The sequence below is a fragment of the Microbacterium sp. ISL-59 genome, from assembly GCF_018613945.1.
Taxonomy (GTDB): Bacteria; Actinomycetota; Actinomycetes; order Actinomycetales; family Microbacteriaceae; genus Microbacterium; species Microbacterium oxydans_B.
Window position 1 is genome coordinate 285,993 of the sequence record NZ_JAGGPG010000005.1, and the last position, 23,573, is coordinate 309,565.

The 23,573-nt window shown below is 65.8% G+C and carries 13 protein-coding genes and 3 rRNA genes; 9 read left to right on the forward strand and 7 right to left on the reverse strand.

Going from position 1 to position 23,573, the window contains the following annotated elements:
• The first annotated feature begins 89 nt into the window (after positions 1-89).
• The 6 genes from J7E45_RS17675 to J7E45_RS17700 all read left to right on the forward strand — a co-directional run bounded on the left by J7E45_RS17675 (position 90) and on the right by J7E45_RS17700 (position 10,139).
• Positions 90-1,991 carry a metallophosphoesterase family protein gene (locus J7E45_RS17675; RefSeq protein ID WP_215071071.1) on the forward strand — a complete coding sequence of 634 codons (1,902 nt, stop codon included), beginning with the start codon at positions 90-92 and terminating at the stop codon, positions 1,989-1,991.
• Positions 1,992-2,029: 38 nt separating this feature from the next.
• Entirely contained in the window at positions 2,030-6,160 is a 4,131-nt protein-coding gene (locus J7E45_RS17680) for a metallophosphoesterase (protein WP_215071073.1), read from the forward strand.
• A 118-nt stretch (positions 6,161-6,278) separates the two neighbouring features.
• The gene (locus J7E45_RS17685) at positions 6,279-7,037 is read left to right on the forward strand and encodes an alpha/beta fold hydrolase (protein ID WP_215071075.1); all 759 of its coding nucleotides are present in this window, start codon (positions 6,279-6,281) and stop codon (positions 7,035-7,037) included.
• The gene (locus tag J7E45_RS17690) at positions 7,034-8,194 is read left to right on the forward strand and encodes an acyl-CoA dehydrogenase family protein (RefSeq protein WP_215071077.1); all 1,161 of its coding nucleotides are present in this window, start codon (positions 7,034-7,036) and stop codon (positions 8,192-8,194) included. The genes J7E45_RS17685 and J7E45_RS17690 overlap by 4 nt, the downstream gene beginning before the upstream one ends.
• 86 nt (positions 8,195-8,280) lie before the next feature.
• A complete protein-coding gene (locus J7E45_RS17695; RefSeq protein ID WP_215071079.1) occupies positions 8,281-8,748 on the forward strand; it encodes an Lrp/AsnC family transcriptional regulator in 468 nt (155 codons plus the stop codon).
• Entirely contained in the window at positions 8,745-10,139 is a 1,395-nt protein-coding gene (locus J7E45_RS17700; protein WP_215071081.1) for an aspartate aminotransferase family protein, read from the forward strand. Before J7E45_RS17695 ends, J7E45_RS17700 begins: the two co-directional genes overlap by 4 nt.
• A gap of 36 nt (positions 10,140-10,175) precedes the next feature.
• On the opposite strand, the gene J7E45_RS17705 is transcribed toward J7E45_RS17700, so the two are convergent.
• Positions 10,176-10,448 (reverse strand): metal-sensitive transcriptional regulator, encoded by a 273-nt coding sequence (locus J7E45_RS17705; RefSeq protein WP_029262067.1) that lies wholly within the window; start codon positions 10,446-10,448, stop codon positions 10,176-10,178.
• A gap of 35 nt (positions 10,449-10,483) precedes the next feature.
• On the opposite strand from J7E45_RS17705, the gene J7E45_RS17710 reads away from it, so the two are divergent.
• Both J7E45_RS17710 and J7E45_RS17715 read left to right on the forward strand, forming a co-directional pair.
• Positions 10,484-11,761: a DUF445 domain-containing protein gene (locus J7E45_RS17710; RefSeq protein WP_215071083.1), complete on the forward strand. Its 1,278-nt coding sequence runs from the start codon at positions 10,484-10,486 to the stop codon at positions 11,759-11,761.
• Between the two features lies 1 nt (position 11,762).
• Positions 11,763-12,695, forward strand: coding sequence for an arginase family protein (locus J7E45_RS17715; protein WP_167635436.1), 933 nt, complete (start codon positions 11,763-11,765; stop codon positions 12,693-12,695).
• A gap of 37 nt (positions 12,696-12,732) precedes the next feature.
• Here the strand turns inward: J7E45_RS17715 and hutI are convergent, their stop codons facing one another.
• From hutI to hutH, 3 genes are read right to left on the reverse strand one after another with little or no spacing between them, the layout of a single operon-like run.
• Positions 12,733-13,896, reverse strand: a complete 1,164-nt coding sequence (hutI, locus tag J7E45_RS17720; RefSeq protein ID WP_215071085.1) for an imidazolonepropionase — start codon at positions 13,894-13,896, stop codon at positions 12,733-12,735.
• Between the two features lie 34 nt (positions 13,897-13,930).
• A complete protein-coding gene (gene hutU, locus J7E45_RS17725) occupies positions 13,931-15,595 on the reverse strand; it encodes a urocanate hydratase (protein ID WP_215071087.1) in 1,665 nt (554 codons plus the stop codon).
• Positions 15,588-17,129 carry a histidine ammonia-lyase gene (hutH, locus tag J7E45_RS17730; RefSeq protein ID WP_167635433.1) on the reverse strand — a complete coding sequence of 514 codons (1,542 nt, stop codon included), beginning with the start codon at positions 17,127-17,129 and terminating at the stop codon, positions 15,588-15,590. The genes hutU and hutH overlap by 8 nt, the downstream gene beginning before the upstream one ends.
• Positions 17,130-17,187: 58 nt before the next feature.
• On the opposite strand from hutH, the gene J7E45_RS17735 reads away from it, so the two are divergent.
• Positions 17,188-17,970, forward strand: coding sequence for an IclR family transcriptional regulator (locus J7E45_RS17735; RefSeq protein WP_374225481.1), 783 nt, complete (start codon positions 17,188-17,190; stop codon positions 17,968-17,970).
• Positions 17,971-18,107: 137 nt separating this feature from the next.
• Here J7E45_RS17735 and rrf read toward each other — a convergent pair.
• From rrf to J7E45_RS17750, 3 genes are all read right to left on the reverse strand, one after another.
• Positions 18,108-18,224, reverse strand: a 5S ribosomal RNA gene (gene rrf, locus J7E45_RS17740).
• Positions 18,225-18,332: 108 nt separating this feature from the next.
• Positions 18,333-21,437, reverse strand: a 23S ribosomal RNA gene (locus tag J7E45_RS17745).
• A gap of 431 nt (positions 21,438-21,868) precedes the next feature.
• Positions 21,869-23,392, reverse strand: a 16S ribosomal RNA gene (locus tag J7E45_RS17750).
• Together the 16S, 23S and 5S rRNA genes form the textbook arrangement of a ribosomal RNA operon.
• Positions 23,393-23,573 lie beyond the last annotated feature (181 nt).

The following is a 23,573-nucleotide window of genomic DNA, read 5'->3' on the forward strand; positions in this document are numbered from 1 at the left end:
GCGCTAGTAGCTTCGCGAATGGCGCCTCCTCCACCCTGTTGCAGCGCGCCATCACCCCTCTCGAATCCCGACGAAAGGTGCTGCCTGCGATGGCGCGCTTGCCACGATCCCTGACCCTGCGGCGCAGTGCCGCTTTCACCGCGGGCGGCCTCGCCGCCGCTGTCGGCCTCACGTTCCTCGGAGGCGGCGTCGCCGTCGCCGCGGGAGGCCTCAACCCGCCTGCCGTCGCCCCCGCGACGGTGTTCGTCCCCTCGGCCGTGCCGGATCGCGTGATCCTCACACCGACCGCGACGCCCGAGACGAGCCAGAGCGTCAGCTGGCGCACGTCCTCGGACGTCACGTCGCCGCAGATGCAGCTCGCCCCTCTCACCGCGACGCCCGTCGACGTGGCCGCCGCGCGCACGATCACCGCCACCACCACCGGATTCGAATCGAACTTCGGGTACGAGATCGCCCACCACTCGGCCACCGTCGACCAGCTGAAGGCCGCGACGACGTACCTCTACCGCGTCGGCGACGGCACGACCTGGAGCGAGTGGCTCGAGTTCACCACGGCGGATGACAAGCCAGGCAACTTCAGCTTCCTCGTGCAGGGCGACGCACAGAACGACAACAAGGCGTTCACCTCGCGCGCCCTCCGCGCCGCGTTCGAGGCCCGCCCGTACGCGCGCGCGGTCGTGCACGCCGGCGACCTGATCGACACCGAGACCTCGGATGCCGAATGGGGCGAATGGCATGAGGCCGCTGCGTTCTCGAACCAGTACCTCAACGTGATCGCCGCCACCGGCAACCACGAGTACTACCCGGGACCGGAGCTCTCGAAGCACTGGGACGCGCAGTTCGAGTACCCGGCCAACGGCCCTGAGGGCGCCGACCTGGGCGAGACCGTCTACTCGGTCGACTACCAGGGCGTGCGCTTCATCACGCTCAACAGCACCCAGGCGTTCGACCCCGCGAGCCTGTCGGCGCAGACCGAATGGCTCGAGGGCCAGCTCGCCGAGAACCCGAACACCTGGACCGTCGTGGCCTTCCATCACCCGGTCTTCTCGGTCACGTCCGGCCGCGACAACGCGGTGCTGCGCGAGGCGTGGATGCCCATGTTCGAGAAGTACGGCGTCGACCTCGTCGTCCAGGGCCACGACCACGCCTACGGTCGCGGCAACCTGATCGCCAACGAGAAGAACCTGCCCGCGGGCGCCGATCCGGCGAAGAGCCACACCGGACCGGTGTACCTCGTCTCCGTCGCCGGACCGAAGATGTACATCCCGGACCCGGAGGACGCCAACAACTGGACAGCCAACGACGCGAACCTCCGCGTCGTCGGACGCGACGTGCAGCTGTTCCAGACGGTCGACGTCACCGACGACGAGTTCCACGTCGAGGCCCGCACCGTCGACGGCGCCCTGTTCGACTCCTTCACGATCGAGATGGCGAAGGACGGCAGCAAGCTCGTGAGCGACGACACGGCGTGGGCGGCCGGCCCCGGCTCGACGCGTGACGGCCTGCCCGGCGCCATCGACCCGGTCGATCCCGTGGACCCGGTCGATCCCGTCGATCCCGTCGACCCGGTTGACCCCGTGGATCCCGTGGATCCGGACGGCGTCTCGATCACCCTCTCCACCGCGCAGGTGGCTCCCGGTGACGAGATCCAGCTGCAGGCGAAGGGCCTCGAGCCCGGCGAACGCGCCTCGATCGAGCTGCACTCGACACCCGTGCAGCTGTCCGTCGCCTCGAGCGACGCGAACGGCGCGCTGGCGGCGACCGTGCGCATCCCCGCCGACACCGCCCCCGGCGAGCACGAGATCGTCGTGACGGGTCTCGGCTCCGACGCCACCGGACGCATCGCGATCATCGTCACCCAGCCCACGGACGACGGCGGATCCCTCGCCGCGACCGGGTGGGCCGGCGGCGGCCTCGCCCTGTTCGGCATCCTCATCACCGCGGCCGGTGCCGTCGTGATCCTCCGCGCCCGTTCCCGCTCCGCCGCGTGACCGGCCCCTTCCTCTCTTCCCGAAAGGCATTGATCTCGATGACCACCCCCTTCACGCGGCGCCGCACCCCGTGGCGGCTCGCCGCCTGCGCCCTCGCGGGAGCCGTGCTCCTGTCGGGCGGCGTCCTGGCCGCTCCCGCGCCCAGTGCGCAGGCCGCGGAGGACACCCCCTCCCGCTGGGAGCCTTCCGCGATCCCCGACCGGATCGTCCTCACTCCCGCCGCCGATGCCACCACGCAGCAGAGTGTGACCTGGCGCACCTCGGCGACCACCGATCGCGGACTGGTGCAGTACCGCACCATGACGCCCGCCCCCTACCCGGGCGGCGTGCTCGAGGCGGAAGCCGCCCACACCGAGGTCACCACCGACATCGGCTACAGCCAGAACATGCACACCGCCACCATCACGGGCCTGCAGCCCGGTGTCGAGTACATGTACCGCGTCGGCGACGGGACGAACTTCTCCGAATGGCAGGACTTCGCCACCGCCAGCGCGACCGACAAGACGACCTCGTTCATCTTCCTCGGCGACATCCAGAACGGCATCCTCAGCGACGGCTCGCGCGTGCTGCGCAACGCCTTCCGCGACCGGCCGAACGCGGATGCGGTGGTGCAGATCGGCGACCTCGTGAACGACGCGAACTCGGACCAGGAGTGGGGTGAGCTGTTCGACGCCTTCTCCTACTCACTGGGCACGCAGAACCTCATCACGACGCCCGGCAACCACGAGTACGACGGCGGCCTGTCCCGCACCTGGCGCGCACAGCTCCCCTACCCGGACAACGGTCCGAGCGGCGAGGGCGACATCTACGACGAGCTCGCCGGCACGGTGTATTACACCGACCGTGAGGGGGTGCGCTTCATCTCCCTCAACAGCAACATCTCGTCCGAGGAGGGCCTGCGCGTCCAAGCCGAGTGGCTCGAAGGGGTGCTCGCCGACAACGCGAACGAGTGGACCGTCGTGCTGTTCCACCACCCCGTGTACTCCCTCGACGAAGGCCGCAACAACCTGGGCATCCGCACGGTCTGGGGTCCGCTCCTGGAGAAGTACAACGTCGACCTGGTGCTCCAGGGCCACGACCACGCCTACGGCCGCGGCAACACCCTCGCCGCGGAGGAGAGCCTTCCGGCCGGCGCCGACCCGAAGAAGAGCGCGACCGGACCCGTCTACGTCGGCTCGAGCGCGAGCGTGAAGCTGTACGAATACGGGCCGCGCCTGTGGAAGGAGAACGGCGCGCACCTGCGTCGCCTCGACGGCGGCAAGCAGTTCTATCAGCTCGTCGATGTCACCGAGGGTACGCTGCGCTACGAGTCGCGCACGGCCGACGGCGAGTTCTTCGACGGTGTGACCATCAAGAAGGACGAGAAGGGCAAGCTCGTCACCGACGGCGTGGACCCGCAGGAGATCCCAACCGGTCCCGTGCAACCGTGCCTCGGCTGCGGCGGCAACCCCGACCCCGGTGAGGTCACGCCCGATGTGCCGACCGGCGAGGTCGACTACGAGGTCACCGGGAACCTGGCGTCGGTGGATCGTTCGAAGGCGAGCCTGCCCGCAGGCATGGCCTACTCCGAATCGCGCGACCTGCTGTACCTGGGTGACCAGAACAGCCGGAAGATCTTCGAGATCGACCCCGACACCGACAAGGTCCTGGGCGAGATGACACTGCCGGAGAACATCCGCGACATCGGCATCGACGACGAGAAGAACCTCCTCTACGTCGGACAGCAGAACCGCAACTGGCTCGTCGTCTCCATCGACCCCGACACCTTCGGACAAGTCGTCCGCGGACCCTTCCCCACCATCGAGTCCAACCGCTCGATCGACGTCGACCCGAAACTCGGACACGTCTACGTCGCCGTCCCCTCCCGCGGCATCGAAGTCCTCGACGCCGACACCGGAGCCTCCCTCGGAGTCATCAACGGCACCGCAGACGCCTACTACGTCGCCGCCGACCCCACCACCGGCACCGTCGTCAGCACCAAGTTCCACGACCTCACGGACGTCGTGAACGTCGAGGCCTTCGACGCCGACAACGGCTTCAAGAAGCTGTGGTCCAAGGCCACCCGCGCGAACCCGCGGCAGCTCGACATCGACTCCACGAACGGTCTGCTCTACGTCGGCTACACCGGCGCAGGCAAGGGCGCGGGCGGATTCTCGGTGCACGATCTCACCACCGGGAAGGCGCTCGGCGACTTCGCGGATCCGACGTACGGCAAGGACGGCTACGGCATCGCGGTCGATGAAGAGCACCAGCGCGTGTTCGTCTCCAACCGGGACTTCCGCCTCAACCCGCCGGGAGAGGAACTCACCTCGGCCGCCGTCACCGTCAGCGAACGGGTGCTTCCGGAGACGCTGAGCTACGAATCGGCGGGGCACCTGGCGTCGGTGGATCGTTCGAAGGCAAGCCTGCCCGCAGGCATGGCCTACTCCGAGTCCCGCGACCTGCTGTACCTGGGCGACCAGAACAGCCGGAAGATCTTCGAGATCGACCCCGACACCGACAAGGTCCTGGGCGAGATGACACTGCCGGAGAACATCCGCGACATCGGCATCGACGACGAGAAGAACCTCCTCTACGTCGGACAGCAGAACCGCAACTGGCTCGTCGTCTCCATCGACCCCGACACCTTCGGACAAGTCGTCCGCGGACCCTTCCCCACCATCGAGTCCAACCGCTCGATCGACGTCGACCCGAAACTCGGACACGTCTACGTCGCCGTCCCCTCCCGCGGCATCGAAGTCCTCGACGCCGACACCGGAGCCTCCCTCGGAGTCATCAACGGCACCGCAGACGCCTACTACGTCGCCGCCGACCCCACCACCGGCACCGTCGTCAGCACCAAGTTCCACGACCTCACGGACGTGATCAACCTGGAGGCCTTCGACGCGTCGAACGGGTTCGCCAAGCTGTGGGAGCGCACGAGCAGGGCCAACCCCCGTCAGGTCGACATCGACTCGACGAACGGGCTGCTCTACGTCGGCTACACCGGCACGACGGCTGACCGCGGCGGGTTCTCCGTGCATGACCTGGCGACAGGTGCACTGCTCGGCGACTTCGCGGGACCGAAGTACGGCAAGGACGGCTACGGCATCACGGTCGACGAGGAGCACCAGCGCGTGTTCGTCTCCAACCGGGACTTCCGCCTCAACCCGCCAGGAGAGGAACTCACCTCGGCCGCCGTCACCGTCAGCGTCCGCAAGGTCGACCCCACGGATCCGACCGATCCCACGGACCCGACCGATCCCACCGATCCGACGGATCCCACGGATCCGACTGATCCGACTGATCCCACGGACCCGACCGATCCGGAGACCCCGGAGTTCACGGCCCGTTCGCTGGCCGTGATCCCCTCGGCGACCGACGTCCCCGAGTCGGATGATCGACCGGTCGGGTCGGCCGTCGACAGTCGTACCGGGAACCTCTTCGTCGGCAACGAGATGCGCCCGGCGCGCGTCTGGGAGATCGACCCGGAGACGGACGCCCTGGTGCGAACGCTCGACGTGCCGGCTCCCACCGCGGCAGACGAGGGTGTGCGAGACGTCGCGCTCGACGAGTCGACGGGTGAGCTGTACGTCGCCTACTCGAACCAGTGGCTCGTGATGGACGCGGCCAGCGGCGACCTGAAGCGCGGTCCGTACGCGTTCACGGCGAACGTGCGCGGCATCGACGTCGACCCCGAGGCGGGCCTGGTGTTCGGAGCCACGCGCGGGTCGGGTGTCGAGATCATGGATGCCGCGACGGGCGCGCCGATCACCGTCACACCGGCGGGCGCGTCGCCATGGCGTTCGCATGGCGTCGCCTGGGACGGGGTGAACGACCGCCTCTACGTCGGCACGGCGGACGCCGAGGGCTCGACCGACGGTGTGCGGGTGTTCGCCGGCGGAACGTGGGAGCTCGTCGGGACCATCCCGATGGCGAACGCCGACCTGCGCTCGCTGGCTGTGGACACCGCGAGCGGACGGCTCATCGCCGGACACCAGTCGGCGACCTTCGATGCGAGCGGGGTGTCGGTCTACTCTACCGACGACCTCTCGCTGGTCGCCCGTCTGAGCGCTCATGCCTACGGCAACAAGGTCTACGGCGTCTCGGTGAACCCCACCGACGGCGAGATCTACGTGTCGGCGCGTGACCGGTTCCCCTCGGGGCTGATCGCGATCAGCACCGACTGAGCGGACCGACCGGCAGAGGGGATGCATCCGCCCGGGTGCATCCCCTCTGTGCTGCTCGGGTCGGAGCTGCTCGGGCGCTTCCGGGGACGGACGTCGCCCCCGGTCGTAGGCTGGTGCCATGCCTGCACCGCTCACGCTGCCCCGCCTCTCGTGGGGCGCTCCGTCGGCCCCTCGGCGGGCCCTGCTGGTCCACGGTCTCGGCTCATCGGGCGCACTCATGTGGCGCCTGGGTAACGCGCTCGCAGAGGCAGGTTGGCATGCGACGGCCGTTGACCTCCGCGGCCACGGCGACGCCCCGCGCTCCCTCGACTACTCCGTCGCCGCCTACGGTGCCGATCTCGCCGCCACCCATCCGGCGGACGGCGGAGCGTGGGACGCGGTCATCGGACACTCCCTCGGCGGCGCGGCGAGCACGGTCGCGGCCGCATCCTCCCCCGACTGGACGCGACGCCTCGTGCTCATCGACCCCGCGATCCAGGTCGACGGACGCGACGCGGCCATCGTCCGCCGAAGCCAGGAGCGCGCCTTCGCCGACACCCGGCTCGAGGTCGTGCAGCAGGAGCATCCGCACTGGCATCCGCAGGATCAGGAGCTCAAGGTCGTTGCCGTCCTCCGTGCCAGCGCGTGGGCGGTGGAGCAGACCAGCGTCCAGAATCAGCCGTGGGATGTGCGTGCCGACGCCGCGCGTCTCACCGTGCCGACGCACGTGATCGGCGCCGACCCCGCCGTCTACAGCATCTTCACCGGCGACCTCGCCGCGGAAGTCCTCGCCGCGAACCCCCTGATCACTCTGTCCGTCGTCGAGGGTGCAGGACATTCGCTGCACCGCGATCGCCCGGACGAATCCGTCCGTCAGCTTCTGGAGGCACTCGCATGAGCACGTTCGATCCCACGGCCTTCCTGCCCGACGACCTTCTCGAACGGATCAGGGAGCGTGCGCCGATCCACGACCGCGAGAACACCTTCCCCCAGCAGGACCTCGATGAGCTGCGCGCCGCCGGCTACCTGTCGATCCTGGTCCCCACCGAACGCGGCGGTGCCGGGCTCGGACTCGCCGAGGCCGCGCTCCTCCAGCAGCGTCTCGCGGGCGCCGCTCCGGCGACGGCGCTGGCCATCAACATGCACCTGGTGTGGACCGGGGTGGCGAAGGTGTTCTCCGACCGCGGCGTTCCGGGCCTCGAGTTCGTGCAGGACGGCGCGGTCGCCGGCGAGGTCTTCGCCTTCGGCATCAGCGAGGGCGGCAACGACCTGGTGCTGTTCGGCAGCGACACCGCCGCCGTGCCCGACGCGAACGGCGGCTACTCCTTCACCGGTACCAAGATCTTCACCTCGCTCGCCCCGGTGTGGACGCGGCTCGGCCTGCACGGCCTCGACACCACGAGCCCGGACGCGCCGAAGCTGGTGTTCGCCTTCGTCGAGCGGACGGATGCCGTCACCACCTCCGACGACTGGGACACCGTGGGCATGCGGGGCACGCAGAGCCGCACCACGCGGCTGAACGGCGCAGTGGCGGATGCGGCGCACGTCGTGCGTCGTATCGATCCCGGCCCCAGTCCCGATCCGATCGTCTTCGGTATCTTCTCGGTGTTCGAGATCCTCCTGGCCTCGGTCTACACCGGCATCGCCCGGCGCGCGCTCGAGTTGGCGGTCGCCACCGCGCAGAAGCGGCACTCGAAGAAGACCGGCCTCGCCTACAGCCAGGATCCCGACATCCGCTGGCGCATCGCCGACATGGCGCTCGCCTACGACGCACTGCCTCCGCAGATCGCGGCCCTCGCCCGGGACGTGGACGACCGTGTCGACAACGGAGCGCGCTGGTTCCCGCTGCTCTCGGGCGTCAAGCACCGCGCGATCACGATGGCCAAGCACGTCGTCGATGAGGCGATGCTCGTGGCGGGCGGCGGCTCCTACTTCTCGGCGAACGAGCTGTCCCGCCTGTATCGCGACGTGCTGGCCGGTGCCTTCCATCCCTCCGACCCCGAATCGGCGCACTCCACCGCGGCGAGCGCACTGCTGGGTCCGATCGGGTCCTGAGCGCATTCCCGCCGGTTCCGTCGGCGAAGTGCGTCGTGGCCGCGGAATCGGTTGCCTGAGACGTCACCGAGTGCGAAGATCGCACCATGGGTCCGGTGAAGAAGAATCCCACGCTCGACGCGATCTCCAAGACGATCATCGAGCTGCTCCAGGAAGACGGCCGCCGCTCGTATTCCGACATCGGTCGCGTGGTCGGCCTGAGCGAGGCCGCCGTGCGGCAGCGCGTGCAGCGTCTGACGGATTCCGGCGTGATGCAGATCGTCGCGGTGACCGATCCGATGCAGCTGGGCTTTCCCCGGCAGGCGATGATCGGTATCCGCGTGTCGGGAGACACGCGCCACGTCGCCGAGGCGGTGGCGGCGATCGATGCCGTCGACTACGTCGTCATCACGGTCGGATCCTTCGACGTCCTCGCCGAGGTGGTCTGCGAGGACGACGACGACCTGCTGTCGCTGATCAACGACGTCATCCGCCCGATCGACGGCGTCCTCTCCACCGAGACCTTCATCTACGCGAAGCTGCAGAAGCAGCTCTACAACTGGGGGACCAGATGAACACCGCACGCACCATCCCGTCGGAGTCCGCGCTGCAGACGATGGCGAAGGACCATCTCTGGATGCACTTCGCCCGGCAGTCCACGATGGCCGAGTCCGGTGTCCCGATCATCGTCAAAGGCGACGGCCATCGGATCTGGGATGCGAATGGCAAGGAGTACTTCGACGGCCTCGCCGGCCTGTTCGTAGTGAACGCCGGTCACGGTCGGCGACGACTGGCCGAGGCGGCCGCGGCGCAGGCATCCGAGCTGGCGTTCTTCCCACTCTGGTCCTACGCGCACCCGGCGGCGATCGAACTCGCCGACCGCCTCGCGGACGAGGCACCGGGCGACCTGAACCGGGTCTTCTTCTCCACCGGCGGCGGCGAGGCCGTCGAGACCGCGTTCAAGCTCGCCAAGCACTACTGGAAGCTGCAGGGGAAGCCCGCCAAGCACAAGGTGATCTCCCGGGCTGTCGCGTATCACGGCACCCCGCAGGGAGCGTTGGCGATCACCGGCATCCCGGCCATGAAGTCGATGTTCGAACCGATCACCCCGGGCGGCTTCCGCGTGCCGAACACCAACTTCTATCGTGCGGCCGAGATGGGTGCGCCTGCCGACGACCTCGAGGCCTTCGGGCGCTGGGCGGCCGACCGCATCGAGGAGATGATCCTGTTCGAGGGCGCCGACACGGTCGCCGCGGTGTTCCTCGAGCCGGTGCAGAACTCCGGCGGCTGCTTCCCGCCGCCTCCCGGGTACTTCGCGCGCGTCCGCGAGATCTGCGACCGCCATGACGTGCTCCTCGTCTCCGACGAGGTCATCTGCGCCTTCGGACGCCTCGGCCACACGTTCGCCTGCACGGGCCTGGGCTACGTGCCCGACATGATCACGTGCGCCAAGGGCATGACCAGCGGATACTCCCCCATCGGCGCGACGATCATCAGCGACCGCATCTACGAGCCGTTCTCGAAGGGAGACGTCTCGTTCCCGCACGGCTACACGTTCGGCGGTCACCCGGTCTCTGCGGCCGTCGCCCTGGAGAACCTCGACATCTTCGACGAAGAGGGACTCAACGCGAATGTCCGCGAGAACTCTCCGCTGTTCCGCGCCGAGCTCGAGAAGCTGCTCGACCTGCCCATGGTCGGTGATGTGCGCGGAGACGGGTACTTCTTCGGCATCGAGCTCGTGAAGGACAAGGCCACCAAGGAGACCTTCGACGGCGCCGAGTCCGAGCGGCTGCTGCGCGGATTCCTCTCCCCCGCCCTGTTCGAGGCGGGCCTGTACTGCCGCGCCGATGACCGCGGCGACCCCGTCATCCAGCTCGCGCCACCGCTCACCGTGGGGCCGGCTGAGTTCCGCGAGATCGAGCAGATCCTCCGTGACGTGCTGACGCGCGCGCAGTCGGTGCTCTAGCGGGTCGAGCCCGCCGTAGGAGTGGCGGGAGACCGTCTACTTGGAGTCGAAGTCGAAGGCTTTGAGCAGTTCGACAACGGCCTTGTCGCGTTCGTCTCCGCCCGCATCGAACATGTGGGTGACGTGCGTGCGGAGGTGATTCTCGAGCAGCAGCCGGTTCAGAGACTCGAGGGAACGCTGGATCGCACGCGACTGCGTGATGATGTCCATGCAGTACTCCTCGTTCTCGATCATCCGCGCGACGCCGCGCATCTGCCCCTCGAGGATGCTGGTGCGATGCAGGGCGCGCTTCTTGATGTCTTCGATCACGTCTCGAGGCTACCGCCCCGTGAAAGGATGACGTCATGCCGCGAACACCGATGACGCAGCTCTCGCCTGCTGACCAGGAACGCCTGCGCGCGCTCCGCCGAATGAAGGCCGTCGCCCTCGGAGCTCTGGTGTTCATGGCCGTGGTCTTCGTATTCGCCTTCGCCTTCCAGCAGCGATTCGACTGGCTCGCCTATGTCCGGGCCGCGGCGGAAGGCGGCATGGTGGGCGCGCTCGCGGACTGGTTCGCCGTGACCGCGCTGTTCCGCCGCCCGCTGGGACTGCCGATCCCGCACACCGCGATCATCCCGAGCCGCAAAGACGAGATCGGCCGGAGCCTCGGCGAGTTCGTCGAGACGAACTTCCTCGCCGGCGAAGTCGTGCGCACCAAGCTGTCGAGCACACGGATCGCCCTCCGTGCCGGTGAGTGGCTGCGCGAGGCTCCGCACGCCGAGCGCGTCGGCGCCGAGGGGGCGACCATCGCGACGGCGGTGCTCAACGCACTGAGCGACGACGACGTGCGCGACCTCATCACCGACCTCGCCCGCGAGCACCTCGTCGCTCCGGAATGGGGCCCGCCCGCGGGCGCCTGGCTCGAGAAGATCGTCGAGGCCGATGCACATCACGGCGCCGTCGACCTCGCGGTCGACAGCATCGGACGCTGGCTCGAGGCCAACGCCGAGTCGTTCGCCGGACTCGTCTCGCGCCGCCTTCCCGGCTGGGTGCCGAAGCTCGCCCATCGCTTCGTCGACGACACCGTCTACAACGAGGCGATCAAGTTCGTCCACGCCGTGCAGGCCGACCCGCGGCACCCGGCCCGCATCGCCATCGACGGCTACCTCGGCCGCCTCGCCGACAACCTGCAGAACGACCCGGCCACCCGCGCCAAGCTCGAGAACGCGAAGGCGTCGCTGTTCGACAGCCCTCGGGTCGGTGCCCTGGCCGCCGAGGCTTGGAACACCGCGAAGAACGGGCTGCTCGCGGCCCTCGCCGACCCCGAGAGCGGTCTGCGCCGACGCGCGGTGCAGGCGCTGCAAGAAGTCGGAGAACGCCTGACGACGGATGCCGCGCTGCAGACCCGCGTCGACACCTGGGTGTCCGATGCCGCCGTCTTCCTCGTCGACCGTTACCGCCACGACATCGCCTCGATCATCACCGACACCGTCGAGCGCTGGGACCCGGCCGAGACCACCGAGAAGATCGAACTCATGGTCGGCCGCGACCTGCAGTACATCCGCCTCAACGGCACGTTCGTCGGCGCCCTCGCCGGCCTCGCCATCTTCACCATCGCCCACGCCCTGATCCCCGGAGTCTGACATGGCACCCGCATCCCGACAGCTGAGTCACGACCCGCTCTGGCCGCGCGCCGGATCCTGGCCCGCCTTCAGCGGCACAGCCGATGCGGCACTGCTCGGCGTCCCGACCTGGCGTACATCGCTGTCGCCGACCGGTGCGCACGCGACACCGACCGCGATCCGCGAGGCGCTCCCCCGCTATGGAACCGCCCTGATGGGTCCGCCCGCCGTCGAACTCGACGACGTGCTGCGCATCGCCGACGCCGGAGACGTGACCGATCCCGACGGGTCCGCCGGCGAGGCGAGGGTGATCTCCCGCGTGCGCGACCTCGCCGACGCCACGGACCTCGTGATCGCGCTCGGCGGCGACAACTCGCTCACGTATCCGGTGGCCCTCGGCGCCCAGGCGACGGGGCTGATCACCTTCGACGCGCACTTCGACCTTCGCGACGGGATCTCCAACGGCACGCCGGTGCGCCGCCTCGTCGAAGACACACCTGCCGCGTCTTCGCTCGACATCGCGCGCATCGAGCCGTCCAGGATCGTGCAGATCGGCATCGCCGACTTCGCGAACTCCGCCGCCTACGCGCAGCGTGCCGCCGAGTGGGGCATCCGGGTGATCACCCTCGATGAGCTGCGTCGCCGCGGCATCGATGACGTTGTCGCCGAGGCCGTCGAGATCGCGGGCGCCGGCGAGGGGTCTCGTGTCCACCTCGACATCGACGTGGATGTCTGCGACCGCTCGGTCGCACCGGGTTGCCCGGCGAGCGTGCCGGGCGGACTCCAGGCGTGGGAGCTGCGCGCGCTCACCCGCGCGGTGGCCTCGGATCGCCGCGTCGTGAGCGCCGACATCGCCGAGGTCGACGCCACGGCCGATGCCGACGATGCCCGCACCGTCCGGCTCGCGGCGCTCTGCGTGCTCGAGCTGCTCGCGGGCCTCGCCTCCCGCCGCTGAGTCGCACGACGGCAACGAGTCACACGACGGCGACGACTCAGACCGCGGCGATGCCGTCCTTCCACACCTGACGGACCAGGGGTACACCCGGACGGTACGCGAGATGCACGCGGGTCGGCGCGTCCAGCAGCGCGAGGTCGGCGCGGGCTCCGGGGGCGATGATCCCCACGTCCTCGCGTCGGAGTGCTCGGGCGCCCCCGGCCGTCGCCGCCCAGACGGCTTCGGCGGGGGTCATGCCCATGTCGCGCACGGCTATCGCGATGCAGAACGGCATCGACGAGGTGAAGCTCGATCCCGGATTCGTGTCGCACGCGAGGGCCACGGTCACGCCCGCATCGATCAGACGTCGCGCGTCGGGGTAGGGCTGCCTGGTCGAGAACTCGACCCCCGGCAGCAGGGTGAGCACGGTGGAGCTCTGGGCGAGCGCGTCGATGTCGGCGTCCGTCAGGTAGGTGCCATGGTCGATGGAAGCCGCTCCCAGCTCGACCGCGAGGCGCACGCCCTCCCCCGGTGCGAGCTGGCTCGCGTGGACGCGAGGAGCGAGTCCGCGCGCGATCCCCGCCTCGAGCACTCGCCGTGATTGCGTCACTGTGAACGCACCGGTCTCGCAGAACACGTCGATCCACTTCGCGTACGGTGCGCAGGCGTCGAGCATGGGGCCCGTGACCAGGTCGACGTATTCGTCGGGGCGGTCGGCGTACTCCACCGGAACGACGTGCGCTCCGAGGAAGGTCACCTCCGGTGTGACCTCCGCGGCCAGCCGCACGAGGCGTGCCTCGTCGGCGACGCTGAGCCCATAGCCGCTCTTGACCTCGACGGTGGTCGTCCCCTGCGCGAGCATCTCGGCGAGGAAGCCGCGGAGTCGCGCGCGCAGCTCCTCGTCGCTCGCGGCTCGAGTGGCGGCGACGGTGGAGCGGATGCCGCCGGCCGCGTACTTCTGCCCCGCCATGCGCGCCTCGAACTCCGCCGCGCGGTCGCCGGCGAACACGAGGTGGCTGTGGCTGTCGACGAATCCGGGGATCACTGCCCGGCCGCCGGCATCCACCGTCTCGTCGGACTCCGGCGCGTCCGCGGCCGCGCCGACCCAGGCGATCCGGTCGCCCTCGATCACGACCGCCGCATCGCTCAGCGTTCCGCACGGGTCGCCTCCGATGGCGACGTTGGTGGTGAGTTCCGCGATGTTGGTGAGCAGCGTGCGCATCGCCGTTCCTCCCGTTCGAGATCCTTCGAGTGTGTCAGAGCATCGGGATGTTGAGGCCGCGCTCGCGCGCGATCTCGCGCGCGTGCTCGTACCCGGCATCCACGTGGCGCATCACACCGGTGCCCGGGTCGTTGGTGAGCACCCGTTCGAGCTTCTCCGCGGCAAGGGCCGAGCCGTCGGCGACGGTGACCTGACCCGCGTGGATCGAGCGGCCGATGCCGACGCCGCCGCCGTGGTGGAGCGACACCCAGGAGGCGCCGGATGCCGTGTTCAGCAGGGCGTTCAGCAGGGGCCAGTCGGCGATCGCATCGGAGCCGTCCTTCATGGCCTCGGTCTCGCGGTACGGCGAGGCGACCGAGCCCGAGTCGAGGTGGTCCCGGCCGATCACGATCGGCGCCGACAGTTCGCCCGACGCGACCATCTCGTTGAACTTCAGTCCGGCGAGGTGTCGCTCTTTATAGCCGAGCCAGCAGATGCGCGCAGGAAGGCCTTCGAAGTGCACCTTCTCGGCGGCCTTCTCCAGCCAGCGGTGCAGCGCCGCGTCCTCGGGGAAGAGCTCGGCGATCGCCCGGTCGGTCTTGTAGATGTCCTCCGGATCTCCGGAGAGAGCCGCCCAGCGGAACGGACCGCGCCCCTCTTCGAACTGCGGACGGATGTAAGCCGGCACGAATCCGGGAAAGGCGAAGGCCCGGTCGTAGCCGCCCAGCTGCGCCTCGGCGCGGATCGAGTTGCCGTAGTCGAACACGGCAGCTCCGGCGTCCTGGAACGCGACCATCGCCTCGACGTGCGCCGCCATGGATTCGCGGGACCGGCGAGTGAACTCCTCGGCGTCGCGTTCGGCTTCGGCCTTCCACTCCTCGACCCCGATCCCGATCGGCAGGTACGCGAGCGGATCGTGCGCGCTGGTCTGATCTGTCACGATGTCGATCGGCACGCCACGACGCCGCAGCTCGGGGAAGACCTCGGCCGCGTTACCCACGACGCCGACCGAGAGGGCCTCGCCGGCAGCCTTGGCTGCGAGGACCCGTGCGACTGCCGCGTCGAGATCGGTCGTGTACTCGTCGAGGTAGCCGTGCGCCACCCGCCGAGAGAGACGCGACTCGTCGACGTCGACGATCAGCACCGCGCCGTCGTTCATGGTGACGGCGAGGGGCTGGGCGCCGCCCATGCCGCCGGCACCGCCGGTGAGGGTGAGGGTGCCGCGCAGGGAATCCCGGCCGAGGGAGCGTGCCACCGCGGCGAACGTCTCGTAGGTCCCCTGCAGGATGCCCTGGGTGCCGATGTAGATCCAGGAGCCCGCGGTCATCTGCCCGTACATGATGAGACCGAGCTCTTCGAGGCGGCGGAACTCCGGCCAGTTCGCCCAGTCCCCCACGAGGTTCGAGTTGGCGATGAGCACGCGCGGCGCCCACTCGTGGGTGCGGAACACGCCGACCGGCTTGCCCGACTGCACGAGCAGGGTCTCGTCCGGTTCGAGTTCGTCGAGGGTGCGCACGATCGCGTCATACGCCGCCCAGCTGCGGGCGGCCTTGCCCGTGCCGCCGTACACGACGAGGTCCTCCGGATGCTCGGCTACTTCGGGGTCGAGGTTGTTCATCAGCATCCGCTTGGCGGCTTCGGCGCCCCAGCTCTTCGCGGTGCGTGTACTGCCCCGGGCCGCGCGGACGACGCGGGGCCCTGCGGTCGTATTGTCAGCCATCGATGTGCTCCTTTGCGATGCGGGCGACGTCGCCCGACTGGACGAGGGCGGTGACGGCTTCCATCTCCGGAGACAGGAAGCGGTCGGGACCGGGGCCGGCGGCGACCGTGCGAACCAGGTCGCGCACCGCGCCGGTCGCGGGTCCCGCCTGCAGCGGAGACCGCAGGTCGAGGGCACGAGCGCCGGTGAGGATCTCGATCGCGAGCACGCGTCCGAGGCCGTCGATCGCCCGGCGCAGTTTGCGGGCGGCTGCCCACCCCATCGAGACGTGGTCCTCCTGCATCGCGGAGGACGGGATCGAATCGACGGATGCCGGCACCGCGAGGCGCTTGAGTTCGGACACGATTCCCGCCGCTGCGTACTGCGCGATCATGAGGCCGGAGTCGACGCCCACCTCGTCGGCGAGGAAGGGCGGGAGGCCGTGGCTACGGGCCGGGTCCAGCGCTCGGTCGGTCCGGCGCTCCGACACCGAGGCGACATCGGCGACCGAGATGGCGAGGAAGTCGAGGACCGCCGCGACCGGAGCTCCGTGGAAGTTGCCGTTGGACTCGATGCGTCCGTCCACGGTGATGACCGGGTTGTCGATGACGCTGGCAAGCTCGCGGCCGGCGATCATCGCTGCGTGCGCGAGCGTGTCGCGGGCCGCACCGTGCACCTGGGGTGAGCAACGCAGCGAATAGGCGTCCTGCACGCGCCCGTCCTCGGGCCCCTTGTGGCTGGCGACCATCGGGGAGTCCGCCAGCAGCGCCCGAAGGTTACCGGCGGATGCGGTCTGCCCCGTCTGCGGGCGCAGCGCCATCAGGTCAGCGGCGAAGACCGCGTCGGTACCGAGCTGGGACTCCACCGACATCGCCGCAGCCACGTCGGCGGTGAGCAGGAGCATCTCGAGATCGTGCAGGGCGAGCACCAGCATGCCGAGCATGCCGTCGGTGCCGTTGATGAGGGCGAGACCCTCCTTCTCGACAAGCACGAGCGGTGCGATCCCCGCCGTCGCGAGGGCTTCGGATGCGGGGACGAGAGCACCCGATGCGTCGCGCACCTCACCTTCGCCCATCGCGGCGAGGGCGATGTGTGCAAGGGGCGCGAGGTCGCCGGAGCACCCGAGCGACCCGTACTCACGCACGACGGGGGTGATCCCGGAGTTCAACATGGCCGCATACGTCTCGACGACGACGGGACGCACACCCGTCCGCCCCGAGCTCAGGGTCTGCAGGCGCAGGAGTTGCAGTCCCCTGACGACCTCGCGCTCGACCTCGGCACCGGTGCCTGCGGCGTGAGAACGGATCAGGCTGGCCTGCAGCTGCAGGCGCCGGTCGGGGGCGATGAAGGTGGTCGCGAGGGCACCGAACCCGGTCGAGACGCCGTAGTGCGGATGCGGGTCTGCGGCGAGGCCGTCGATCACGCGACGGGTCTCTGCGACGCGGCCGAGAGCATCTGCGTCGATCTGCACGGGGACATCGTGGCGGGCGACGGCGACGACAGCGGCGGGCGAAAGTGGGGCCGCACCGACGACCATGGGAACAGGAACAGTCATGACTCGATTCCACACCCGCCGCCTCGTGAACGGCACCCGTTCGTGCGATGCTTTGTCTGTGATCCCAGACAAGCCTGATGCATCGCCGGTCGCCGGCACGCAGGTCCCTGCGGCCGACAACACGCTCCGCATCCTGAGTTATCTCGCCGGTCGGCCCGCTCCGGTGGCGGCGTCGGCGATCGCACGTGAGCTCGATCTGCCACGGTCGACGATCTACCACCTCCTCTCCACACTGGCCACTCATGGGTTCGTTCTGCATCTCCGCGAGGAGCGGCGGTGGGGGCTCGGCGCGTCGGCATTCGAACTGGCCGGCGGCTACACCCGCCAACAGCCACTCGCTCGGAGGGGCAGGCCTCTGGTGGCCGCCCTCTCCGACCGGTTGGGAGAGACCGCGCATCTTGCAGTGATGAGCGGCGGCGACGTGCTCTACATCGTCGAGGAGCGCGCGCCACGACGGCCCGCGCTCGTGACCGACGTCGGAGTACGGCTCCCCGCGCACCTCACCGCTTCGGGGCGGGCGATGCTCGCTGCTCTCCCCCGCGAGCAGGTGCGTGCCCTGTACCCGGATCTGTCGGCGTTCCCCGACCGCACGGGACTCGGGCCGCGCACGCCACGGGAGCTGCGGGAGCTGCTCCGCGAGGTGCGCTCACGAGGGTACGCGACGGAGAACAGCGAGATTGCGGACGGACTGCGCAGCGTGGGCGCCGCAGTTCTCGACGCCGCCGGGTGGCCGGTGGCCGCCGTGGCTGTGACACGGGGGCGAGCGGATCTGGACGAGGCCCTTCTGGCCGCAGCTGTACAGGAGTGCGCAGCCATGCTCGAGGCTCGTCTGAAGCGGTGAGACAACGACGTCGCAGTGCGCGTTGACGCAGAAAAGCCACCCCGTGTGGGATGGCTCATCTGTTCTCTTCGCGCAAGAGCTTCGGTGTAAACGCAAAATGGCCACCCAACGATGGGTGGCCATTTTGTCTAAAAGGAGTCCGGCGGTGTCCTACTCTCCCACAGGGTCCCCCCTGCAGTACCATCGGCGCTGTGAGGCTTAGCTTCCGGGTTCGGAATGTAACCGGGCGTTTCCCTCACGCTATGGCCGCCGAAACACTATTGATGTTTCAATCAAACACATAACAAAGTCATTGTTGTTATGCGGTTCTCGACCGTACATCGAGAACCACTCAGTGGACGCGTAGCACCAACAAACGGTGTGTTATCAAGTCATCGGCTTATTAGTACCAGTCAGCTGCATGCATTACTGCACTTACACATCTGGCCTATCAACCCAGTAGTCTGGCTGGGAGCCTCTCACCCGAAGGTATGGAAATCTCATCTTGAGGCCGGCTTCCCGCTTAGATGCTTTCAGCGGTTATCCATCCCGAACGTAGCTAATCAGCGGTGCTCCTGGCGGAACAACTGACACACCAGAGGTTCGTCCAACCCGGTCCTCTCGTACTAGGGTCAGATCCTCTCAAATTTCCTACGCGCGCAGCGGATAGGGACCGAACTGTCTCACGACGTTCTAAACCCAGCTCGCGTACCGCTTTAATGGGCGAACAGCCCAACCCTTGGGACCTACTCCAGCCCCAGGATGCGACGAGCCGACATCGAGGTGCCAAACCATGCCGTCGATATGGACTCTTGGGCAAGATCAGCCTGTTATCCCCGAGGTACCTTTTATCCGTTGAGCGACAGCGCTTCCACAAGCCACTGCCGGATCACTAGTCCCGACTTTCGTCCCTGCTCGACCTGTCAGTCTCACAGTCAAGCTCCCTTGTGCACTTACACTCGACACCTGATTGCCAACCAGGTTGAGGGAACCTTTGGGCGCCTCCGTTACTTTTTGGGAGGCAACCGCCCCAGTTAAACTACCCACCATGCACTGTCCCTGAACCGGATTACGGTTCGAAGTTAGATATCCAGAGTGACCAGAGTGGTATTTCAACAATGACTCCACACGAACTAGCGTCCATGCTTCAAAGTCTCCCACCTATCCTACACAAGCCACACCGAACACCAATACAAAGCTATAGTAAAGGTCACGGGGTCTTTCCGTCCTGCTGCGCGTAACGAGCATCTTTACTCGTAATGCAATTTCGCCGAGTTCGCGGTTGAGACAGTTGGGAAGTCGTTACGCCATTCGTGCAGGTCGGAACTTACCCGACAAGGAATTTCGCTACCTTAGGATGGTTATAGTTACCACCGCCGTTTACTGGGGCTTAAATTCTCAGCTTCGCCTTGCGGCTAACCGGTCCTCTTAACCTTCCAGCACCGGGCAGGCGTCAGTCCGTATACATCGTCTTGCGACTTGGCACGGACCTGTGTTTTTAGTAAACAGTCGCTACCCACTAGTCTCTGCGGCCTCCAAACGCTTTCGGGAGTAAATCCCTATACGCCGAAGGCCCCCCTTCTCCCGAAGTTACGGGGGCATTTTGCCGAGTTCCTTAACCACGATTCTCTCGATCTCCTTGGTATTCTCTACCTGACCACCTGAGTCGGTTTGGGGTACGGGCGGCTTGAACCTCGCGTCGATGCTTTTCTTGGCAGCATAGGATCACCCACTTTTTATCCGCATCGTGTCTCAGCCTATGTGAATCGCGGATTTGCCTACGACTCGGCCTACGCACTTGCACCAGGACTACCATCGCCTGGCTTGGGCTACCTTCCTGCGTCACACCTGTTAATACGCTAACCGCACCAGAATGGGGTCGTGCGCTAGGCCCAACGCGTCACCCCGAAGGGATCAGTCACTGGGATTCAGACACTTAGCACTACTGGATTAGCTTGGGCGGTTCTTCGCCGGTACGGGAATATCAACCCGTTGTCCATCGACTACGCCTGTCGGCCTCGCCTTAGGTCCCGACTTACCCAGGGAAGATTAGCTTGACCCTGGAACCCTTGGTCTTTCGGAGGACGTGTTTCTCACACGTCATTCGCTACTCATGCCTGCATTCTCACTCGTGTAGCCTCCACGGCTGGTTTACACCGCCGCTTCGCTGGCCACACGACGCTCTCCTACCCATCAACACGGCTGGACCACGAAGGCCTACCAATAATGTCAATGCCACAACTTCGGTGGCGTGCTTGAGCCCCGTTACATTGTCGGCGCGGAATCACTTGACCAGTGAGCTATTACGCACTCTTTCAAGGGTGGCTGCTTCTAAGCCAACCTCCTGGTTGTCAAGGCAACTCCACATCCTTTCCCACTTAGCACGCGCTTTGGGACCTTAGTTGGTGGTCTGGGTTGTTTCCCTCTCGACTATGAAGCTTATCCCCCACAGTCTCACTGCTGCGCTCTCACTTACCGGCATTCGGAGTTTGGCTGACGTCAGTAACCTTGTAGGGCCCATCGGCCATCCAGTAGCTCTACCTCCGGCAAGAAACACGCAACGCTGCACCTAAATGCATTTCGGAGAGAACCAGCTATCACGAAGTTTGATTGGCCTTTCACCCCTATCCACAGCTCATCCCCTCAGTTTTCAACCTAAGTGGGTTCGGTCCTCCACGACGTCTTACCGTCGCTTCAACCTGGCCATGGATAGATCACTTCGCTTCGGGTCTAGGACATGCGACTGAATCGCCCTATTCAGACTCGCTTTCGCTACGGCTACCCCACACGGGTTAACCTCGCCACATATCGCTAACTCGCAGGCTCATTCTTCAAAAGGCACGCTGTCACCCCTACTAAGGAGGCTCCAACGGTTTGTAAGCAAACGGTTTCAGGTACTATTTCACTCCCCTCCCGGGGTACTTTTCACCTTTCCCTCACGGTACTTGTCCGCTATCGGTCATCTGGGAGTATTTAGGCTTATCAGGTGGTCCTGACAGATTCACACGGGATTTCACGGGCCCCGTGCTACTTGGGATACTCTTCGCGCCAAGAGAAGCATTTCGACTACGGGGTTGTCACCCTCTATGACCGGCCTTTCAAGACCGTTCGTCTATACCTTCTTGTAACGCCGCCATCTCGGCAGAGATGACTGAAAAGTCCCACAACCCCCAACGTGCAACGCCTGCCGGCTATCACACACGCTAGGTTTAGCCTGTTCCGGTTTCGCTCGCCACTACTAACGGAATCGCGGTTGCTTTCTCTTCCTGTGGGTACTGAGATGTTTCACTTCCCCACGTTCCCTCTACCCGCCCTATATATTCAGGCGGGAGTCACTAGGTCGGCACGCCGCCCAGCGGGGTTTCCCCATTCGGACACCCTCGGATCAAAACTTGCTTATCAGTTCCCCGAGGCTTATCGCAGATTGCTACGTCCTTCTTCGGCTCCAGATGCCAAGGCATTCACCGTTTGCTCTTAAAGACTTGATAAATCACATGAGTTTGAATCAGAATCGACACCAGACCCCGAAAGGTCCGGCATGAAATTGACTAATGATCTTTAAGATCATCTTGTGCAACTGACCGAAGTCAGCTGCAAGATGCTCGCGTCCACTGTGTAGTTCTCAAAGTACGGGCGGTGCCCCAATCCACAACCCCACAAAAGGGAAACAGAAAGAGGCCCAGAGTAACCGACTGTGCACTCGACCCAAAGGCCAGTGCGCATCCGGTCCCTCAGGACCCAACAGCGTGCAGGTTCGACATCCGCCACCCTCCCCGTTCCAACCAGATCCGAAGACCCGACGTACTAAAGAAGAACAACATCCTTCACACCATGTCAAATGTTCCACCCATGAGCTCCCAGCGAAGAACGTATGCCTTCGATCTGGGTTCTGGACTCCGAAGAGTCAGATGCTCCTTAGAAAGGAGGTGATCCAGCCGCACCTTCCGGTACGGCTACCTTGTTACGACTTAGTCCTAATTACCGATCCCACCTTCGACGGCTCCCTCCAAAAAGGTTAGGCCACCGGCTTCAGGTGTTACCGACTTTCATGACTTGACGGGCGGTGTGTACAAGACCCGGGAACGTATTCACCGCAGCGTTGCTGATCTGCGATTACTAGCGACTCCGACTTCATGAGGTCGAGTTGCAGACCTCAATCCGAACTGGGACCGGCTTTTTGGGATTCGCTCCACCTCGCGGTATTGCAGCCCTTTGTACCGGCCATTGTAGCATGCGTGAAGCCCAAGACATAAGGGGCATGATGATTTGACGTCATCCCCACCTTCCTCCGAGTTGACCCCGGCAGTATCCCATGAGTTCCCACCATTACGTGCTGGCAACATAGAACGAGGGTTGCGCTCGTTGCGGGACTTAACCCAACATCTCACGACACGAGCTGACGACAACCATGCACCACCTGTTTACGAGTGTCCAAAGAGTTGACCATTTCTGGCCCGTTCTCGTATATGTCAAGCCTTGGTAAGGTTCTTCGCGTTGCATCGAATTAATCCGCATGCTCCGCCGCTTGTGCGGGTCCCCGTCAATTCCTTTGAGTTTTAGCCTTGCGGCCGTACTCCCCAGGCGGGGAACTTAATGCGTTAGCTGCGTCACGGAATCCGTGGAATGGACCCCACAACTAGTTCCCAACGTTTACGGGGTGGACTACCAGGGTATCTAAGCCTGTTTGCTCCCCACCCTTTCGCTCCTCAGCGTCAGTTACGGCCCAGAGATCTGCCTTCGCCATCGGTGTTCCTCCTGATATCTGCGCATTCCACCGCTACACCAGGAATTCCAATCTCCCCTACCGCACTCTAGTCTGCCCGTACCCACTGCAGGCCGGAGGTTGAGCCTCCGGATTTCACAGCAGACGCGACAAACCGCCTACGAGCTCTTTACGCCCAATAATTCCGGATAACGCTTGCGCCCTACGTATTACCGCGGCTGCTGGCACGTAGTTAGCCGGCGCTTTTTCTGCAGGTACCGTCACTTTCGCTTCTTCCCTGCTAAAAGAGGTTTACAACCCGAAGGCCGTCGTCCCTCACGCGGCGTTGCTGCATCAGGCTTGCGCCCATTGTGCAATATTCCCCACTGCTGCCTCCCGTAGGAGTCTGGGCCGTGTCTCAGTCCCAGTGTGGCCGGTCACCCTCTCAGGCCGGCTACCCGTCGACGCCTTGGTGAGCCATTACCTCACCAACAAGCTGATAGGCCGCGAGCCCATCCCCAACCGAAATTCTTTCCAGACGCAGACCATGCGGTCACGTCACATATCCAGTATTAGACGCCGTTTCCAGCGCTTATCCCAGAGTCAGGGGCAGGTTGCTCACGTGTTACTCACCCGTTCGCCACTGATCCCACAGAGCAAGCTCCGTGTTCACCGTTCGACTTGCATGTGTTAAGCACGCCGCCAGCGTTCATCCTGAGCCAGGATCAAACTCTCCGTAAAAAAGAAATGCATACGACACCGGGAAAACGGTGACGCAGCGAGTTTGATGCTGACCAAAGAGACAAATTCATTGCTGACTTTATCCGTTGCCAACCCCACAAGGAGGTTGGTCTTTGATCCAAAGGAATTCTCACCCCCACCGAAGTGGAGACGAGGATAATTTGGCATTTGACAAGTGCAC

What these genes read in the sequence shown, in the direction of transcription:
- J7E45_RS17675 (WP_215071071.1), top strand. Translation starts at nt 90, where the DNA reads ATGGCGCGCTTGCCACGATCCCTGACCCTGCGGCGCAGTGCCGCTTTC.
- J7E45_RS17680 (WP_215071073.1), top strand. Translation starts at nt 2,030, where the DNA reads ATGACCACCCCCTTCACGCGGCGCCGCACCCCGTGGCGGCTCGCCGCC.
- J7E45_RS17685 (WP_215071075.1), top strand. Translation starts at nt 6,279, where the DNA reads ATGCCTGCACCGCTCACGCTGCCCCGCCTCTCGTGGGGCGCTCCGTCG.
- J7E45_RS17690 (WP_215071077.1), top strand. Translation starts at nt 7,034, where the DNA reads ATGAGCACGTTCGATCCCACGGCCTTCCTGCCCGACGACCTTCTCGAA.
- J7E45_RS17695 (WP_215071079.1), top strand. Translation starts at nt 8,281, where the DNA reads ATGGGTCCGGTGAAGAAGAATCCCACGCTCGACGCGATCTCCAAGACG.
- J7E45_RS17700 (WP_215071081.1), top strand. Translation starts at nt 8,745, where the DNA reads ATGAACACCGCACGCACCATCCCGTCGGAGTCCGCGCTGCAGACGATG.
- J7E45_RS17710 (WP_215071083.1), top strand. Translation starts at nt 10,484, where the DNA reads ATGCCGCGAACACCGATGACGCAGCTCTCGCCTGCTGACCAGGAACGC.
- J7E45_RS17715 (WP_167635436.1), top strand. Translation starts at nt 11,763, where the DNA reads ATGGCACCCGCATCCCGACAGCTGAGTCACGACCCGCTCTGGCCGCGC.
- hutI (WP_215071085.1), bottom strand. Translation starts at nt 13,896, where the DNA reads ATGCGCACGCTGCTCACCAACATCGCGGAACTCACCACCAACGTCGCC.
- hutU (WP_215071087.1), bottom strand. Translation starts at nt 15,595, where the DNA reads ATGGCTGACAATACGACCGCAGGGCCCCGCGTCGTCCGCGCGGCCCGG.
- hutH (WP_167635433.1), bottom strand. Translation starts at nt 17,129, where the DNA reads ATGACTGTTCCTGTTCCCATGGTCGTCGGTGCGGCCCCACTTTCGCCC.